This window comes from Streptomyces sp. NPDC001135 (assembly GCF_053598395.1).
In genome coordinates this window covers 43187-61332 of the sequence record NZ_JBSFKD010000028.1, presented here as the reverse complement: position 1 = coordinate 61332, position 18146 = coordinate 43187, and the positions used below count along the sequence as shown (strand labels likewise).

Here is an 18146-nt window from a genome sequence, read left to right as displayed (position 1 = left end):
ACCTTCACCGCGGAGACGGAAATCACCCGTCAGATGTCGACAAATCCACAAGCCTGTGATCAGTTGCCGCTGCCGGACGAACCACCCAGGTCCTTGACCCAGCGGCTCGCCTGTCCGACCCAGTGGGTCACCTCGTGCCAGTAGCTCCTGCCCTGGCCGACCCACGTGTGCAGCGGGGTCAGCTCGTAGATCAGCCAGCTCGCCACGACCAGGATGACGATCGTGAACAGGCAGCCCTTCAGGCAGCCGAGCCCAGGGATCTTCATCGGGTTGGCGCTGCGCTGCCGCGGTGCGCGGGGCTCGCGCGCGGGCCGTTGCGGCTCCGGCGCGGGCGGCGCGTACCGCTGCGGCTGCTGCGGCGGGGCGTACTGCTGAGGCTGCTGGGGCGCGTGGCCGTACCCCTGCTGGTACCGCTGCTGCCGGCCGCGCTGCTGCGGCTGCTGCGGGCGTCCCTGCGGGGCCTGGCGCGGCTGCTGCTGGGGCCGGGCGACCTGCCGCTGGGGCCGGTGGCGCAGCGGGTCGTCCTCCGGGGCCAGGTACTGGATCTGTGTCTGCTCGTTGCGGTCGCGGGCGGCGCGCAGCTGGTTCTGCCAGGGGTGCGGCTGCTCGGGCTGCTGCCCCTGCGGGCCGGTGTTCGGCAGCACAGCCGTCGGGTCCGCCGCGCCGGTGTTCGGCAGGACGGCGGTGGGGTCGGCGGCGCCGGCGGGACCGCCGGTGTGGGGCAGCACACTGGTCGCCCCGTTCGGGTCGTACGCGCCCTGGGGGCCGGTGTTCGGCAGGACCTGGGTGGGGTCGGCGGCGCCGGGGACGGCGGCCGGGGCCGGGTCGGGGGCCAGCAGCGCGCCCACGCCCTCGGCCGCGGCGATCTGCGCGGCGTTCGCGTGCACGCCGACGCCCTCGGCGACGACCCGGAGGCCGCGCGCGAGGTTCTCGGCGCTCGGCCGTTCGTCGGGGTTCTTGCGCAGGCAGCGCTCTATGACCGTCCACAGCGGGTCCGGGACGGTGGAGGGGCGGCGCGGCTCGGCGCTCAGGTGCTGGTGCAGGACCTCGAGGGCGGTGCCGCCGGAGAACGGCGGGCGTCCGGTGACCAGCTCGTACAGCAGGATGCCGGCGCCGTAGATGTCCACGGCGGAGGTCTGCGGGCGGCCCTCGGCGGACTCCGGTGCCACGTACGCGGGCGTGCCGACGAATTCCTGGGTGCGGGTCAGGCCCGGGGAGTCGGCGAGGCGGGCGATGCCGAAGTCGGTCAGCATCGGGTGCATCCGGCCCTCGTGCTGCTCGAGCAGGACGTTGGCGGGCTTCAGGTCGCGGTGCACGACGCCGTCGGCGTGGCTCGCGGCGAGGGCGTCGGCGATCTGCGCGGTCATCAGCGCGGCGGCGACCGGTGTGAGGGCGCCGTTCTCGCGCAGGTAGCGGTGCAGGTCGGGGCCGTCGACGAGGTCCATGACCAGGGCCAGCAGATCACCCTCGACCACCAGGTCGCGGACCCGGACGATGTTCGGGTGGGTGAGGCGGAGCAGGACGGAGCGCTCGCGCAGGAAGCGCATCACGATGTCCGGATCGCTCGCCAGCTCCTCCTTGAGGACCTTGATCGCGACCGTCTCGCCGGGCTGCCCGGCCACGGCCGCCTCGGCGCCCGCGGTCTCGCGCTGGCGGGCACGCCAGACGGTGCCTGTGGCGCCGCGTCCGAGCGGCTCCTCAAGCAGGTACTTGCTGCCGACTGGCCGCACGTCACGCGCTCCCTGCTGCTTGCTGGTGGTTGCTTGCCTGTATTCCGGTTGTCATTCCGGTTGTCCGACCCACTGTAGTGCCGCCCTCGGGGGCGCCAGGTGCTCGACGGAAAGACGCATGTCCCGGTCCACTGGTTGCCGAAAACGGACGTGACCGATCTCAACTGATCGCCCGCACCCTCATGGTCAGGCATTTTTGGGGGCAGAGCCGACCAATCAAGATCACTTGTTACCGGGTGCCGGGCGGGCTGTCAGTGGCAGGTGCGAGGATGCCTTCCAGTACTGGCCGACGTGCTCGTGTTGGGGTGGGGATGCAGATCCGGCTGACCGTCGTAGACCCGCTGGGCGCGTCCCCGCAGCGGGGCCGCGCCGCGAGCCGCGACGTGCTGGTCACGGCGCCCACGGGCACGGACCTGGCCGCGGTCGCCTCGGCGCTGGCCGGGGCGGTCACCGGGGAGGGCCGCGACGCCTCCAACGCCCCCGTCGTGCTGTACGCCGGTACGGAACGCCTCGACCCGCGCCGCTGCACCCTCGGCGAACCTCCGCTGGTCGACGGCGCCGTGCTGTCCCTGGGCGCCCCGGCGGTCGCCGAGCCCCACGCCGAGCCGGCCGACGCGCCGACCCAGCTGCAAGTCGTCGCCGGCCCCGATGCGGGCGGGGTCCATCTGCTGCACGGCGGCCGGATCACCGTGGGCCGCTCGTCCGACGCGGACGTACCGCTGGACGACCCCGACGTGTCCCGGCTGCACTGCGCGGTCACCGTCGGCGCGGACGGACGCGTCTCGGTCGCCGACCTCGGCTCCACGAACGGTACGGCGCTGGACGGGGCGCGGGTGGACTCGCGTCCGGTGCGGTTCCCCGCCGGGGGCCTGCTGCGGATCGGGGAGTCGGTACTGCGGGTTGCTCCGTCTGGGGGAACCGGCGTCCGGGTCGTACCGGACGGGGAGGGATGCGTCCGGGTCACGTTGCCGGGTGCGCCGGAGTCCGGCTCCGGTTCCGCGCCACCCGTGCGGGGTTCGTCGCCGGGTGCGGGCGGCCTCGGTGGGACGGAAGGACCGTCGCCCGCCGCGGGCGGGACCGAGGCGTCCGGCGGGCCCGTCGGTTCGGCCCAGCACGGGTACGGCTCCGCCGGGTGGGGCGCCTCCGGGGGCGGGGGGCTGGAGCACCGGCGGCGGGAGTCGGGGGTGGTACCGGGACAGGGCGGGTCGCCGGGGATCGAGAACCGCGGCGGGGACACGCACGCCGGCCGCTTCGGTGTCGGCGGGCCGGGCCCGGTGGCCGCGGAGCCGTACACCGGCGCGGCGGGACCCGGGACCACCGGCCGCACCCCGGGGCCCGTCGGGGATCCGCGGGAGCGGGGCCGTGGAGGCCCCCCTGTCAGGGGCACCGGCATCCCCCAGGGCGGACGGCGGCGCGGACTCGGTGCCTGGGCGCGCAAGCTGACCGGCGGGCGTGGGGAACAGCCCGTCACCCCCGGGGCGTACGGCGGCACCGCCCCGCGCGCCGACGCCGTCCCGGCGGACCCGGCACCGCAGCAGCCGGATACCTGGCCGGATCCCGCCGCGCTGCTCCTGACGGCGCTCGGTCCCGGACCCCGGCTGTGGGAGCGTGGGCCGGACCACGCGGAGGCGCTGACCGTGCGGCTCGGCACGGCCGACCGCAGTGCTCCGGACGGCTCCGGGCTGCTGCCCGCGGTGCCCGTGACGGCGGCGCTGCGCGAGGCGGGCGCGCTGGGCCTGGCCGGTCCACGCCCCCGGCTGTCCGGTCTGGCCCGCGCGGTGCTGGCGCAGCTGGCCGCCCTGCACTCCCCCGACCTGCTGGAGATCGTGCTGATCAGTGCCGACCGCGCCCGGCCCGTGGAGGAGCGCACGGCCGAGTGGTCCTGGCTGGGCTGGCTCCCGCACGTCCGGCCGGGCCACGGCCAGGACTGCCGGCTGCTGCTCGCCTACGACCGCGAACAGGCGGCGGCCCGCGCGGAGGAACTGCTGCGCCGGGTGGAGGACCACGCGGCGACCGGCCGGAGCGCGGCCCACCCCGCCTCCGCCCGCGTACCGGCCACGGCGTCGGGCACCCTCACCCCCGACGAGCCCACCGGCCGGCCCACGCACACACCCGGCACGGGCGCCCAGACCCCGCCCGCCGGCCCCCGCGGCACCACTGGCAACGCCCCGCACAGCGGCCCGTCCGGCCCGGCCGCCCCCGGCCCCCGCCCGACTGCCGCCGCCCGGAGCACCCACCCCCACACACCCGGCACGGGCGCCCAGACCCCGCCCGCCGACACCGTCGCGCACAGCGGCCCGTCCGGCCCGGCCGAGCCCGGATCCGGCACCGGTGCCACCGCCCCGGCCGGCCCGGACAGCACGCCCGCCCAGGGCGGCCACCCGCACCAACCCGTTTCCGGCCACCCTGACACCGCCACCGCGTACCCCGGCACGCCGGCCGCCGTCGCCCAGGGGCTCGCGTCCGGCGGCCCCGGCGCCACGGCCCGCCCCTTCGGCGCGCCCCTGCCGGAAGCCGCCCCCGACCACCCCGAAGCCCCGGCCCCGGGGCCCCTCTCGGACCACCCCGGCAGCCCCACCCCTCCCGTCTCCCACCCCTCCGCGCAGTCCGGCGACGCCGCCCCCACCCGTCGCCCCTCGTGGGCCAAGGGTGACTTCGAGGCCGGCGGGACGAGTGGGTTCCCCGGGCCGTACACCGTCGTCGTGGTGGACGGGGACCCCGGAGGGGCCGCGCTGCGGGAGGCCGTGGCGCGGCTGGCCGTGGCCGGGCCGCGGGCGGGGATCCATGTGGTGTGTCTCGCCGAGACCGACCCCGCCTCGCCCGCCTCCCCCGTGACGCTGACGTACGAGGCCGCGTGCGCGGTGACGCCGACGTTCCGGCACTGCGGTGCCGTGGCGCTGCTCAGCGGTGATGTCGCCTCGGCGCTGCAGCTGATGCGGGTGGCGCCGAGCGGGCCCGTCGGACCGGGTTCGCCGGCCATCGTCGACGCCGTCTCCCTCGCCTGGGCGGAGCGGTTCGCGCGGGCGCTGGCGCCGCTGCGGCCGGACGGCCCGGCCGGTGAGCGGGACACCCGCGTGGCCACGCCGCTGCCGCAGTCGGCGCGGCTGCTGGACGAACTGGGGCTGGCCCGGGCCACCCCGGCGTCGCTGATGGCGCGCTGGGCCGACGCGGCCGACGACACCCAGGCACTGGGTGGACGGGCGCGCGCCGTGCTGGGGGCCGGTCAGCGCGGGCCGGTCACCGTCGACCTCGTCGCCGACGGGCCGCATCTGCTGATCGAGGGACCGGCCGGCAGCGGGCGCACGGAGTTGCTGCGGGCCGTGGTGGCCTCGCTGGCCGCCGCCGAGCGGCCGGACCGGCTGGGCGTGGTGCTGATCGACGGGCGGGACGGGGCCGGGGCGGGCGCGGGGCGCGGTGAGGGACTGCGCGTGTGCACCGACATACCGCATGTCACCACGCACCTCATGGCCAACGACCCCGTGCGGATGCGGGAGTTCGCCCAGTCGCTGGCCGCCGAGCTGAAGCGGCGGGCGGAGCTGCTGGGCCGGACCGACTTCGCGCAGTGGCACACGGGCCGTGCGGTGTCGGGCCGGATCGTGGCGCAGCGCACGCCCGCGAACGGTGACATAGAGACGCCGCCCAGCTCCACCCTGCGGCTGCGGCCGGGCGCGGGCGCGCGGCAGCAAGCCGAGGCCGCACCCGCGCTGCCGCGGCTGGTGGTCGTCGTCGACGACCTGGACGCGCTGGTCTCGCCCCCGCTCGGCTCGCCGGGCCGGCCCGCCGCCGGGTCGGTGCTGCGCGCGCTGGAGGCGGTGGCCCGGGAGGGCGAGCGGCTGGGGGTGCATCTGGTGGCGTCGGCCGGGACGGGTGGTCGTACGGCGGAGAGCGAGCCCGCGCGGAGGGCCACCTCGCGGGTCGTGCTGGACGCCCCGAACCAGGGGCCGGACGAACCGGCGCCGGGGCGCGGGCGGTTGGCGTACGCCGACGGACGGATCGTCGGTTTCCAGGGCGGCCGGGTGACGGGCCGAATCCCGCGTACCGCGACCCAGCGGCCCACGGTCGTCCCGCTGGACTGGCAGCGCATGGGCGACCCGCCGGCCCGCCGGCCCGTGCGGGAGCTGGGCAACGGCCCCACCGACCTGGCTCTGCTGGCGAGCGCGGTGCAGCGGGCGGCTCGCGAGGTGTCCGCGGTTCAGGTGCCCTCACTGCTCTGAGCGGAACCCGCCGGAAGCGGATGCGCATACCTCCCCGATCACGAGCCGGTCACGATGAGCCGCCGGACGGCGCAGGCGCTCTTGCCGCCCTTGTGCGGCGCGGCGTACACCGGAGCGCACGGACAGAGTTCTGACGTTCAACGAAGAACGACGAACGGGGAAGTGATGCGCAGCACGAGCAGCACCATCCGGACCCACAGGACCGTCACCACCCTCGCCGCGCTGCTGGCGGGAGCCCTCGCCCTCAGCGCCTGCTCCAGCAGTGACCACGACAAGAAGGGCAGCGGGGAGCAGACCGGCGGGGCCACCGGCTCCACCGTCAGCCTGCCGAAGCTGAACGGCGCCGCCCTGGAGATCGCCGCCGTCTGGACCGGCCAGGAGCAGAAGAACTTCAAGCAGGTCCTGGCCGAGTTCGAGAAGCGCACCGGCGCGAAGGTCACCTTCGTGCCCGCCCAGGACCCGATCATCAACTTCCTCGGCTCCAAGATCGCGGGCGGCCAGCCGCCGGACGTGGCGATGCTGCCGCAGCCCGGTGCCATCAAGCAGGCCGTGCAGCGGGGGTGGGCCAAGCCGCTCGGACCCGAGGCCGTCAAGGAACTGCAGAAGAACTACGCGCAGGGCTGGCAGGACATCGGCAAGGTCGGCGGCAAGCAGTACGGCGTGTACTACAAGGCCGCCAACAAGTCGCTGATCTGGTACAACGCCAAGGTCTTCGAGAACGCGAACGCCAAGGAGCCGAAGACCTGGAAGGACCTGCTGGGCGCCGCGCAGGCGGTGTACGACTCCGGGGTCACGCCGTTCTCGGTGGCCGGCGCGGACGGCTGGCCGCTGACGGACTGGTTCGAGAACGTCTATCTGTCCCAGGCGGGCCCCGAGAAGTACGACCAGCTCGCCCAGCACAAGATCAAGTGGACGGATCCCTCGGTCAAGCAGGCCCTGACGACGCTGGCACAGATCTGGGGCAAGAAGGACTACCTGGCGGGCGGCCAGGACGGCGCGCTGCAGACGGAGTTCCCGGCCTCGGTCACCCAGACCTTCACCGGCGGCGACCAGCCGAAGTCCGCGATGGTCTACGAGGGTGACTTCGCGCAGGTCAACATCGGGGAGACCAAGGCGAAGGTGGGCACGGACGCGAAGGTGTTCCCGTTCCCTGCGGTCGGCTCCACCGCGCCCGTGGTCTCCGGCGGTGACGCGGCGGTGATCCTGAAGGACTCCAAGGCGGCCCAGGCCCTGGTCACCTTCCTCGCCTCCCCGGACGCGGCGACCATCCAGGCGAAGCTCGGCGGCTATCTCTCGCCGAACAAGAACGTGGAGATCTCGTCGTACCCGAACGCGGTGCAGCAGAAGATCGCCAAGGCGCTGATCGCGTCCGGTGACGACTTCCGCTTCGACATGTCCGACCAGGCCCCGCAGGCCTTCGGCGGCACCCCGGGCAAGGGTGAGTGGAAGGACCTGCAGGACTTCCTGAAGAACCCGGCGGACGTGGCGGGCGCCCAGGCGAAGCTGGAGAAGGACGCGGCGGCCGCGTACGGAAGCGGGAGCTGATCCGGCGATGACGTCGGCGGCAACGGCGGCGGGGGCCTCACCGGGTCCCGCCGCACCCCGCGGTCGTAGGAGCGTGACCGGCACCCGCAGGACCGTGGCAGTGCTGTTCCTGCTGCCCGCCCTGGTGCTGCTCGGCGCGCTCGTGGTCTACCCGATCGGGTACTCGCTGATCCGCAGCTTCTACAACGCCTCCGGTGACGGTTTCTCCGGAGTCGACAACTACAAGACCCTTTTCACCGACGACGGCATCCGCACCGCCCTGAAGAACAACGTCATCTGGGTGGTGTTCGCGCCGACGGTCTCCACCGCGCTCGGTCTGGTCTTCGCGGTGCTGACCGAGCGGGTGCGCTGGGGGACGGCGTTCAAGCTGGTCGTCTTCATGCCGATGGCGATCTCGATGCTGGCGGCCGGGATCATCTTCCGGCTGGTGTACGACCAGGATCCGCACAAGGGGGTCGCGAACGCGGTGTGGGTGGGTGTCCACGACACCTTCGCGCAGTCGTCGGCGTTCCCGAAGGCCCACCCGGGCCGTGAGTCGCCGCTCGTCGCGCAGGACGGGGGCTTCGTCACCAAGGCCACCGTCCGCGCCGGGCAGGCGGTCACCCTCCCCCTCGTCGGCGTCGCCCCGGACCGGATGCCGGACAGCGCGAAGAATGCCGTGGCCGCCCGGCCGGAGCCGGGGAGGATCACCGGCACCACCTGGCAGGACTTCACGCGCGGCAAGGGCGTGGGACGGCTCGGCGCCCCCGACCCGTCCGAGCTGGGCTACGCCGGGATGCGGATCGAGGCGGTGAAGGACGGCAAGGTGGTCGCCTCCACAACGGCCGCCGGCGACGGCACCTTCACGCTGCCCGCCGCCGCCGACGGCGCGCGGCTGCGGCTTCCCGCGAGCAACTTCCGGGAGCCGTACAACGGTGTGGAGTGGCTCGGCCCGGCGCTGGTCACCCCGGCGGTCATCGGGGCGTACGTGTGGATGTGGGCGGGCTTCGCGATGGTGCTGATCGCGGCGGGGCTCGCGGGCATGCCCCGGGAGCTGCTGGAGGCGGCGCGGGTGGACGGTGCCACCGAGTGGCAGGTGTTCCGCAAGGTCACCGTGCCGCTGCTCGCGCCGGTCCTCGCGGTGGTCACCGTGACACTGATGATCAACGTGCTGAAGGTGTTCGACCTCGTCTACATCATCGCGCCGGGCTCGTCCCAGGACGACGCCAACGTGCTCGCCCTGGAGCTGTACCGCAAGGGCTTCGCGGAGAACCAGCCGGGCGTCGCGAGCGCGATCGCGGTGCTGCTGCTGGTGCTGGTGATCCCGGTGATGGCGTTCAACATTCGTCGGCTGCGGCGGGAGGTGCGGCGATGACCTGGCTGCTGGAGAAGATCAACGGCGGTCTGGTCCGCGTGTTCCTGATCGTCGTGGGCCTGTTCTGGCTGGTGCCGACGATCGGGCTGCTCGCCTCCTCGCTGCGCTCGCCGCAGGACATGAGCGCGAGCGGCTGGTGGAAGGTGTTCACCAGGCCGTCCCAATTGACGTTCGACAGCTACCGGAAGCTCCTCGAGAACGGGGACATCACCCACTCCCTCTGGAACACCGTGCTGATCACGGTCCCGGCGACGGTCCTGGTCGTCGTGGTCGGCTCCCTCGCGGGCTACGCGTTCGCGTGGATGGAGTTCCCCGGCCGGGACTGGTGGTTCCTGGGCGTGGTGAGTCTGCTGGTGGTGCCGGTGCAGGTGGCGCTGATCCCGATCGCCGAACTGTTCGGGAACATAGGCCTGTTCGGGTCGATCCTCGGGGTGATCCTGTTCCACACCGGGTTCGGTCTGCCGTTCGCGGTGTTCCTGCTGCGGAACTTCTTCGCGGAGATCCCGCGCGAGCTGCTGGAGGCGGCCCGGCTGGACGGCGCCGGTGAACTGAGGCTGTTCGCGCGGGTGGTGATGCCGCTCGGCGGCCCGGCGATCGCCAGCCTCGGCATCTTCCAGTTCCTGTGGGTGTGGAACGACATGCTGGTCGCTCTGGTGTTCACCAGGTCGGGCACCCAGCCGATCACGGTCGCACTGCAGACGCAGGTGCGGCAGTTCGGCAACAACATCGACGTGCTGGCGCCGGGCGCGTTCATCTCCATGGTGATCCCGCTGGCCGTGTTCTTCGCGTTCCAGCGGCAGTTCGTGTCCGGGGTGATGGCGGGCGCGGTCAAGTAGTAACAAAAACGACACTTTTCGAGGGGCGGGCCTTAAGCGGCCCGCTCCTCGACGTTCACCTCGTGTCCCCCACATGCCGTACGAACCGTAACCAATTCACTCCATCGGCCGTTTCCGGTCAGAACCCTCGCGCCGACCGACGACCCTTGGATGTCCCTTGCCCAGGTTCAGTGTCATTGTCCCCGCGTACAAGGTCCAGGCGTATCTCTCCGAGTGCCTGGACTCGGTGCTCTCGCAGTCGTATCCCGATCTGGAACTGATCGCCGTGGACGACTGCTCGCCGGATGCCTGCGGGGCGATCATCGACGAGTACGCGGCCCGTGACGCGCGCGTACGGCCCGTGCACCTGGCCGAGAACCGGGGGCTCGGGCGGGCCCGGAACGCGGGGATGGCCGAGGCGAGCGGCGACTACCTGGTCTTCCTGGACAGCGACGACACGCTCACCCCGGACGCGCTGCGCGCGATCGCCGACCGGATCAAGGAGTCCGGGGAGCCGGACGTCCTGGTGTACGACTACGCGCGCACGTACTGGGACGGCCGGGCGGTCCGCAACCAGCTCACCGCCCCGCTCACCGAGCAGGGCCCGGCGCCGTTCCGCCTGGAGGACCGCCCGGGGCTGCTCCGGGTGCTGATGGTGGCCTGGAACAAGGCCTACCGGCGGGAGTTCGTCGAGGAGAACGGCTTCGGGTTCCCGCCGGGCTACTACGAGGACACCCCCTGGACCTTCCCGGTGCTGATGACGGCGGAGTCGATCGCCACCCTCGACCGGGTGTGCGTGCACTACCGGCAGCGCCGGCAGGGCAGCATCCTCGGCACCACCAGCCGCAAGCACTTCGACCTGTTCGAGCAGTACGACCGGGTGTTCGCCTACATCGAGGAGCGGCCGGAACTCGCGCGGTGGCGGCCGGAGTTGTTCCGCCGCATGATCGACCACTACGCGACCGTGTTCACCAAGCGGGGCCGGCTGCCGCGCGGCAGCCACGGCGAGTTCCTGCGCCGGGCCCGCGCCCACTACCGCCGCCACCGGGTCCCCGGCGCCCGGATGCGGCGACGGAACGTCCTGGTCCGCTTCGGCCTGCACCGCACGTTCCGGGCACTGCAGCTGGCCTCGGCCGGGTGCCGGCGCACGCTGAAGACGGCGCTGAAGCTGGCCCGTGCCCTGCGCACCGGCGCGCTGCGGCTGCACTACCGGATCCAGCTGCGGCTGCCCGTCCGCTCCGACCGGGCGGTGTTCGCCTCCGGTGCGGGCCGCGGCCACGGCGGCGACCCGGGCGCCCTGGAGGAGGCGTTCCGCGCCCACGCCCCGCACATCCGCACCGCGTGGATCACCCGCCCCGAGCACCAGCACACGGTGCCGCCGGGCCCGCGCCGGCTGCGGCCCGGCACGGCCGCCTACTGGACGGCGCTGGCCCGCTCCAGGTACCTGGTCACCGATGACGCCCTGGACCGGCGGCTGCGCAAGCGGCGCGGGCAGGTGATGGTCCAGACCCAGCAGGGCACCCCCCTCAAGCACATGGGTCTGGATCTCCAGGAGCGCCCGGCGGCGGCCCACGGCACCGACTTCGCCGAACTGCTGCGCGGCGTCGACCAGTGGGACCTCGTCCTGTCCGGCAACCGGCACTCGACGCTGGTCTGGGAGCGGGTCCTGCCGGGCCGCTACACCACGCTGGAGTACGGCGCCCCGCGCAACGACGCCCTCCAGCGGGCGACCTCGGCGGACGTGGCCCGGCTGCGCGAGTCGCTGGGCATCCCCGAGGGCGCGGTCGCGATCCTGTACGCGCCGACCTTCCGCGACCACCAGCACACCCAGCGCCCGCTGCTGGACCTGGAGCGGATCGCCCGCCGCCTCGGCCCGCGCTTCGTGATCCTGGCCCGGCCGCACCCCACCCGCGGCGGCCCGCTCGGCACGGGCACCCGGGTCATCGACGTCGGCGGCCACCCGAGCGTGCAGTCGCTCTGCCTGGCCTCGGACGCACTGCTCACCGACTACTCGTCGATCATGTTCGACTACGCCAACCTGGACCGGCCGATCGTGGTGCACACCGGTGACTGGGAGGCGTACCGGGCGGCCCGCGGCACCTACTTCGACCTGCGCGCCTTCCCGCCGGGCGCGGTCGCGCGCAGTGAGGACGAGCTGATCGACATCTTCGCGACCGGCCACTGGCGCGGCTCGCGCTCGGCCCAGCTGCGGGCGGCGTTCCGGGAGCGGTTCTGCCCGTACGACGACGGACGCGCCGCCGAGCGGGTCGTACGGCACATCGTGCTGGGCGAGACGGGCCTGCCGCGGGTGGTGCCGCTCGCGGAGCGCAACCCGGTGCCGTCCGCCTGCACGCAGTCGCCGCTGGCCACCGTGGAGCAACCTTCCGGTTCCCTCCCCGTCACCGAGAGGCACTGAACGGCGTTGGTCCCTGCGGGAGTCCCCCTGCACCTCGGCTCGACGCGGCCCACCCCGAGCCGGCCGTCCACCTGGCGTCCGGCGGGGCGGCCCGGTCGCGTGTCCGGCGCCGTCCGCGGGACACGTGTCCGCAAGACAACAGAAAGAACAGAATGCCCCGCTTCAGCATCATCGTCCCGTCCCACGGGGTCGCCGGCCGGCTGTCCCAGGCGCTGGACTCGGTTCTCGGCCAGTCCTTCGGCGATCTGCAACTGATCCCGGTCTGCGACGCCCCCGACTCCCCGGCCGCCGCGGTGGCCGCCGGATACGCGCAGCGGGACTCCCGGGTGACCCCGGCCGACTCACCGCCGTCCGCCGGCCTGAGCGGGGCGCGCAACGCGGGGATGCGGGCGGCGACCGGCGCGTATGTGCTGTTCCTCGACGGCGACGACCTGCTGCTGCCGGGCGCGCTCGCGGCACTGGACGCCCGGCTGGCCGAGACCGCCGGCGTGGACGTGCTCTACGTCGAGCACGAGCGCGTCCCCTGGTGGGAGGGCGAGCCTGCCAACCCGGCCGCGCCGCTGTTCGCGGGGGCCCCCGAGGGCGCCTTCGCCCCCGCCGACCTGCCGGAGCTGACCGGCGTGCGGCTGCCGGCGTGGAGCGCGGTCTACCGCCGCGCCTTCCTCACGGAGCATCACCTCACCTTTCCCGACGGCCACTTCACCGACCTCGGCTGGGGCGGCCTGGTCACGCTCGCCGCCGGGCGGATCGCGGTGCTGCGCCGCGTCGTCGTACGGCACCGGCTGCGCCGGCAGGGCAGCCGGCTCAACCTGCCCGGGCCGCACCAGCACGCCCTGCTCGACCAGGTGGACCTGGTCCTGACCCGGGCCGCGGAGGCCGCCCTGCCCGCCGAGCGGATCCGCCCGCTGTTCGAGGAGCTGTTCTCGCGTGTGCTGAAGACCGCGTCCCGGCCGGAGCGGCTGCCGTCCGGGCACCGGGCGTTCTTCCGCCGCGCGGCCCGCCTCCACCGGCGCCACCGGCCGGCCGGCTTCCGGCCGCCGGGCGGCAGCCTGGGGGTGCAGCACCGGCTGCTGGCGGCGGGCGCCTACTCCGCGTTCCGCGGTCTGCGCGGCGCCAACCAGGTGGCCTCCGGGGCCGCCGAGCGGCTGCCACGCCCGCGGATGGTGCGCACCCGGCTGCGCTACGCCCGCGACCTGCACCGCCCGCTCGACCCGCACCTGGCCGTGTACTGCGCCTACTGGGGCCGGGGCTATACCTGCAACCCGGCCGCGATCCACGCCAAGGCCCGCGAACTCGCCCCGCACATCCGCTCGGTGTTCCTCGTCGAGGCCGACCAGGCGCACGCCATGCCGAAGGACGTGGAGTACGCGGTGATCGGCTCGCGCCGCTACTGGGAGGTACTGGCCCGCGCGACCTACCTGATCAACAACGCCAACTTCGCCGAGGGGATCGTCAAGCGGCCCGGCAGCGTGCATCTGCAGACCCAGCACGGCACCCCGCTGAAGACGATGGGCGTGGACCAGTCGGCGTACCCGGTGGTGGCCGCCCAGTCGGGCAGCTTCACCCGGCTGCTGGGCCGGGTCGACCGCTGGGACTTCAACCTCTCCGCCAACCGCCACTCGACCCAGATGTGGGAGCGCGCCTTCCCCGGCTCCTACGAGCACCTGGAGTACGGCTATCCGCGCAACGACGTGTACTACACGGCGACCGCCGAGGACGTGGCACGGATCAGGCGGCGGCTGGGGGTCCCGGAGGGCAGGACCGCCGTGCTGTACGCGCCGACCCACCGCGACCACCACACCGGCTTCGAACCCGGGCTGGACCTGGAGGCGTTCTGCGCAGCGGCCGGCGAGGACGTCGTCGTACTCCTGCGCGCCCACTACTTCTACGACCGGGGCCGCTCCCGGACCTCGGACCGGATCATCGACGTCACCGCGCACCGCTCCTCGGAGGACGTGTGCCTGGCGGCGGACGCGCTGGTCACCGACTACTCGTCGATCATGTTCGACTACGCCAACCTGGACCGGCCGATCGTGGTGTACGCCGACGACTGGGACGTCTACCGGGAGACCCGGGGCGTCTACTTCGACCTGATGACCGAGCCCCCCGGCCCGGTCGCGCGCACCCCTCAGGAGCTGGCCGCCGTCTTCCGTGACGGCTCGTACGCGGGTGAGGAGGCCAGGGCGCTGCGGGCCGCGTTCCGGGAGCGGTTCTGCGACTTCGACGACGGGCGGGCCGCCGAGCGGGTCGTACGGCGGGTGCTGCTCGGCGAGCCGCCGGAGGCGGTCCCACCGGTGATCCCGCTGGCGGAGCGCGTCCCCGCCCCGGCCGCCGCGACCCTCGTGAGGAGCTGACCCGCCGTGCCCCGCTTCAGTCTGATCGTGCCCTGTTTCAAGGTGCAGGGCTTTCTGCGCGAGTGCCTGGACTCGGTGCTGCTGCAGTCCTTCAACGACTTCGAGCTGATCGGCGTGGACGACCGCTCCCCGGACGGCTGCGGCGCGATCCTCGACGAGTACGCCGGACGCGACCCGCGCGTGAAGGTGCTGCACCTGCCGGAGAACGTGGGCCTCGGGCGGGCCCGCAACGCCGGGATGCGGCATGCCACCGGCGACTACCTGTTCTTCCTGGACAGCGACGACACCCTCACTCCGGGCGCGCTGCGGGCCGTCGCCGACCGGCTGGCCGAGGCCCGGGACCCGGACGTGCTGGTCTTCGACTACGCGCGCACCTACTGGTGGGGCGGCACCCGGCGCAACGCCCTCGCCCACGTCCTCGGCGAGGCCGGCCCGGACACGTTCACCGCCGACGGGTTCCCGCGGATCCTGGATCTGCTGATGGTGGTGTGGAACAAGGTCTACCGGCGCCGGTTCGTGGAGTCGGAGGGCTTCGAGTTCCCGCCCGGCTACTACGAGGACACCCCCTGGACCTTCCCGGCCCTGCTCAGCGCCCGGCGGATCGCCACGCTGGACCGGATCTGCCTGAACTACCGGCAGCGGCGGCAGGGCAACATCCTGTCCACGACCAGCCGCAAGCACTTCGACATCCACGACCAGTACGCGCGGGTCTTCGCGTTCGTCGAGCAGCGGCCCCAGCTGGCGCACTGGCGGCCGTACCTGCACCGCAAGATGGGCGAGCACTGCCTGGACATCCTGGCCAAGCCGGACCGGCTGCCGCCCGCCGACAAGGCCGAGTTCTTCCGGCGTACGGCGAGGATGTTCCGCGACCACCGGCCCGAGGGCGCCCTGCCCGACGGCGAGGTCCGCCTGCTGGAGGGCTCCTGGACGGCGTACCGGATCCGGCGGCAGGCGGCGCGGGCCGGACGGGAGACGGCACGGCGCGCGGACCTGGTCGGCGGCGCGGCCGCCGCGCGGGCCCGCTCCGGCTGGGCCGCCCTGCACACGCACCGGCCGCTGGACCCGCACCTGGTCGTCTACTCGGCGTCCTCGCACCGGGGCGTGCTCGGTGACCCGGCCGCCGTCTACGCCAAGGCCCGCGAGATCGCCCCGCAGCTGCGCGGGGTGTGGGTGGTCCGCGACGCCGAGACCGCCGCGCAGCTGCCGCCCGGCGTCGAGCACGTTCTCGTGGGGTCCCGGCGGTACCGGGAGGTCACCGCGCGGGCGGCGTTCTTCGTCAACGACGTCAACTGGCCCGGCGCCCTGGCCAAGCGGCCCGGCAGCGTGCACATCCACACCCACCAGGGCACCCCGCTGAAGTACATGGGCGCCGACCTGCGGGACAAGCCGGGCGCCCGGCTCGGCTTCGACGTGCCGCAGATGCTGCGCCGGGCCGACCGCTGGGACTACAGCCTGGTCGCCAACCGCCACTCCGAGCTGGTCTGGGAGCGGGCCTACCCCTGTCACTTCACCTCGCTGCGCACCGGCAGCCCGCGCAACGACGTACTGGTGAACGGCGGTCCGGGCGACTTCCGCGAGCGGTACGGCATCCCGGCGGACCACACGGTCGTGCTGTACGCGCCGACCCGCCGGGACTACCGGCGCGGCGGGCACGTGGACCGGATCGACCTCGCCCGGTTCGCGGCCGACCTGGGCGAGGGGCGCACCCTCGTGGTCCGGCTGCATCCGTCGCTGGCGCACGGGCCCGCGCGCGGGCTGGGCCTCGCGGAGCTGGCCCGGCGCGGGATCGTGGTCGACGCGACCGGGGAGCCGCGGGTGGAGGACGTCCTGCTCGCGGCGGACGTGCTGGTCACCGACTACTCGGCCGTGATGTTCGACTACGCCAACCTGGACCGGCCGATCGTGGTGCACGCCGACGACTGGCCCGCCTACAGGGCGAGCCGGGGCGCCTACTTCGACATCACCGCCGAGCCGCCGGGCCATGTCGCGGGCTCCTACCGGGAGCTGGCCTGGCTGTTCGCCTCGGGGTCCTGGCGGGACGAGGAGTCGGCGCGGCTGCGGGCGGACTTCCGGGCCCGGTTCTGCGAGTTCGACGACGGCCGGGCCGCCGAGCGCGTCGTACGGACACTGCTGCTGGGTGAGCCGATGGCCGGTGAGGGCACGGTACGGATCCCCGGCCAGGCGGCCGGCCGGGACACACTGACGTCGGCGTGACGGCACGGGTACGAGGGTGCCGGCCCCTGCCCGGCACCCTCGTCACGCCTGTCCTGCGGGACTACTCGATGACGAGGTCGACCTCGATGTTGCCGCGGGTGGCGTTGGAGTAGGGGCAGACCTGGTGGGCGGTCTCGACCAGCTTGCGGCCGGTCTCCTCGTCCACGGTGTCGGGCAGCTCGATGCGCAGCGTCACCTTCAGCCCGAAGCCCTCGCCCTGCTTGCCGATGCCGACCTCGGCGGTCACCGCCGCGTCGCTGACGTCCACCTTCGCCTGCCGGCCGACGAGACCGAGGGCGCTGCCGAAGCAGGCGGCGTAGCCGGCGGCGAAGAGCTGCTCCGGGTTGGTGCCCTGGCCGTTGCCGCCCAGCTCCACCGGCGGGGCCAGCTGGAGGTCGATCTTGCCGTCGGAGGACACGGCGCGACCGTCACGGCCGTGGGTGGCGGTGGCGACAGCGGTGTAGAGCGCGTCCATGAAGACCATCCCTTACGAAGTCGGGGTTCCGGCGGCCCCTGTCCTGGCCGCCTCACGATCACAAGTAGAGCACACAATTAAGTTGTGCACAACTAAATGGACCGCAAGAGCTACCCTGGAGGCATGACCGACACCGAGTGGCTGCGCCTGGACCGCCAGATCTGTTTCTCGCTGCACGCGGCGTCCCGCGCCTTCAACGGCGTCTACCGCGTGATCCTCAAGGACCTCGGGCTGACCTACCCGCAGTACCTCGTGATGCTCGTCCTGTGGGAGCAGGGAGACCTGCCCGTCAAGGCCCTCGGCGAACATCTGCGGCTCGACTCCGGGACACTGTCCCCGCTGGTCAAGCGGCTGGAAGGGGCGGGCCTGGTGCGCCGGGAGCGCAGCGCCGAGGACGAGCGCTCGGTCCGGGTCCGGCTCACCGAGGAGGGCGCGGCACTGCGCGAGCAGGCCCTTCGGGTGCCGCGCCGGATCATGGGCGCGACCGGCTTCGACCTGGCGGAGATCGCCGAGCTGCGCGAACGCCTCGACCGGCTCACCACCGCGCTGGACGCGGCGGCACGGGCCGAAGGGCACCAGGCCTTGTCCTAGAGTGCCGCCATGGCGAGGCGCAGGGTCCGCCGCCTGGTGGCGGGCGGCATCGTGTACGGCTGGTGCTTCGGGCACCGGCACGATCGCGTGCGGGGCCACCCCGGCTGCAGCAGCACGGTGACGCTGTGGCGTCCCGGAAGCCGGGCCCGTCTGCGCCTTGTGTTCCGGCCGGCATCCGGCCGGGCCATCGCCGACGGCTACTTCGACGAGGGCGCGGTGGTGCGCCTGCCGGACCGTGAGTACCTCAACCTCCACGAGCCCGGCAGCGTCCGGGCGTTGCTGGACGAGGCCCTGGCCCGTGGGCTGTTTCCCGCGGCGGGCTCGGTGGACGTGGACGGCTGGCCCCTGTTCGACGCCGTACGGCCGCAGGATCCGCCCAACGCGCCCCAGGGGGGTTTCGTTCGGACCCGGGCTGATCCGACCTGACGCAAACGAAAC

Annotated in this window: 11 protein-coding genes; 9 read left to right on the top strand and 2 right to left on the bottom strand. The window is 73.6% G+C overall.

What is annotated here, in order from left to right:
* Nucleotides 1-59: 59 nt before the first annotated feature.
* A complete protein-coding gene (locus tag ACWC94_RS29320; RefSeq protein ID WP_450800200.1) occupies nt 60-1730 on the bottom strand; it encodes a serine/threonine-protein kinase in 1671 nt (556 codons plus the stop codon).
* Between the two features lie 311 nt (nt 1731-2041).
* On the opposite strand from ACWC94_RS29320, the gene ACWC94_RS29315 reads away from it, so the two are divergent.
* The 7 genes from ACWC94_RS29315 (at nt 2042) to ACWC94_RS29285 (ending at nt 16642) form a co-directional block, all read left to right on the top strand.
* Nucleotides 2042-5944: an FHA domain-containing protein gene (locus ACWC94_RS29315; RefSeq protein WP_450800267.1), complete on the top strand. Its 3903-nt coding sequence runs from the start codon at nt 2042-2044 to the stop codon at nt 5942-5944.
* Between the two features lie 165 nt (nt 5945-6109).
* Complete coding sequence (locus ACWC94_RS29310; protein WP_450800199.1) at nt 6110-7489, top strand: ABC transporter substrate-binding protein; 1380 nt, start codon at nt 6110-6112, stop codon at nt 7487-7489.
* Nucleotides 7490-7496: 7 nt separating this feature from the next.
* Nucleotides 7497-8843: a carbohydrate ABC transporter permease gene (locus tag ACWC94_RS29305; RefSeq protein WP_450800198.1), complete on the top strand. Its 1347-nt coding sequence runs from the start codon at nt 7497-7499 to the stop codon at nt 8841-8843.
* The gene (locus ACWC94_RS29300; RefSeq protein ID WP_450800197.1) at nt 8840-9679 is read left to right on the top strand and encodes a carbohydrate ABC transporter permease; all 840 of its coding nucleotides are present in this window, start codon (nt 8840-8842) and stop codon (nt 9677-9679) included. Before ACWC94_RS29305 ends, ACWC94_RS29300 begins: the two co-directional genes overlap by 4 nt.
* Nucleotides 9680-9836: 157 nt before the next feature.
* Complete coding sequence (locus tag ACWC94_RS29295; protein WP_450800196.1) at nt 9837-12074, top strand: bifunctional glycosyltransferase/CDP-glycerol:glycerophosphate glycerophosphotransferase; 2238 nt, start codon at nt 9837-9839, stop codon at nt 12072-12074.
* Nucleotides 12075-12226: 152 nt separating this feature from the next.
* Nucleotides 12227-14428, top strand: coding sequence for a bifunctional glycosyltransferase/CDP-glycerol:glycerophosphate glycerophosphotransferase (locus ACWC94_RS29290; RefSeq protein WP_450800195.1), 2202 nt, complete (start codon nt 12227-12229; stop codon nt 14426-14428).
* 6 nt (nt 14429-14434) lie between these two features.
* The gene (locus tag ACWC94_RS29285) at nt 14435-16642 is read left to right on the top strand and encodes a bifunctional glycosyltransferase/CDP-glycerol:glycerophosphate glycerophosphotransferase (RefSeq protein WP_450800194.1); all 2208 of its coding nucleotides are present in this window, start codon (nt 14435-14437) and stop codon (nt 16640-16642) included.
* Between the two features lie 61 nt (nt 16643-16703).
* Here the strand turns inward: ACWC94_RS29285 and ACWC94_RS29280 are convergent, their stop codons facing one another.
* The gene (locus ACWC94_RS29280) at nt 16704-17117 is read right to left on the bottom strand and encodes an organic hydroperoxide resistance protein (RefSeq protein ID WP_450800193.1); all 414 of its coding nucleotides are present in this window, start codon (nt 17115-17117) and stop codon (nt 16704-16706) included.
* A 96-nt stretch (nt 17118-17213) separates the two neighbouring features.
* On the opposite strand from ACWC94_RS29280, the gene ACWC94_RS29275 reads away from it, so the two are divergent.
* On the top strand, nt 17214-17708 hold the full coding sequence (locus ACWC94_RS29275) for a MarR family winged helix-turn-helix transcriptional regulator (protein WP_450800192.1): 495 nt from the start codon (nt 17214-17216) through the stop codon (nt 17706-17708).
* Nucleotides 17709-17717: 9 nt separating this feature from the next.
* On the top strand, nt 17718-18134 hold the full coding sequence (locus ACWC94_RS29270) for a hypothetical protein (protein WP_450800191.1): 417 nt from the start codon (nt 17718-17720) through the stop codon (nt 18132-18134).
* Nucleotides 18135-18146 lie beyond the last annotated feature (12 nt).

Excerpts from the sequence above, each read along its gene's own strand:
- ACWC94_RS29315 (WP_450800267.1), top strand. The coding sequence starts at position 2,042 with ATGCAGATCCGGCTGACCGTCGTAGACCCGCTGGGCGCGTCCCCGCAG.
- ACWC94_RS29310 (WP_450800199.1), top strand. The coding sequence starts at position 6,110 with ATGCGCAGCACGAGCAGCACCATCCGGACCCACAGGACCGTCACCACC.
- ACWC94_RS29305 (WP_450800198.1), top strand. The coding sequence starts at position 7,497 with ATGACGTCGGCGGCAACGGCGGCGGGGGCCTCACCGGGTCCCGCCGCA.
- ACWC94_RS29300 (WP_450800197.1), top strand. The coding sequence starts at position 8,840 with ATGACCTGGCTGCTGGAGAAGATCAACGGCGGTCTGGTCCGCGTGTTC.
- ACWC94_RS29290 (WP_450800195.1), top strand. The coding sequence starts at position 12,227 with ATGCCCCGCTTCAGCATCATCGTCCCGTCCCACGGGGTCGCCGGCCGG.
- ACWC94_RS29280 (WP_450800193.1), bottom strand. The coding sequence starts at position 17,117 with ATGGACGCGCTCTACACCGCTGTCGCCACCGCCACCCACGGCCGTGAC.
- ACWC94_RS29275 (WP_450800192.1), top strand. The coding sequence starts at position 17,214 with ATGGACCGCAAGAGCTACCCTGGAGGCATGACCGACACCGAGTGGCTG.
- ACWC94_RS29270 (WP_450800191.1), top strand. The coding sequence starts at position 17,718 with ATGGCGAGGCGCAGGGTCCGCCGCCTGGTGGCGGGCGGCATCGTGTAC.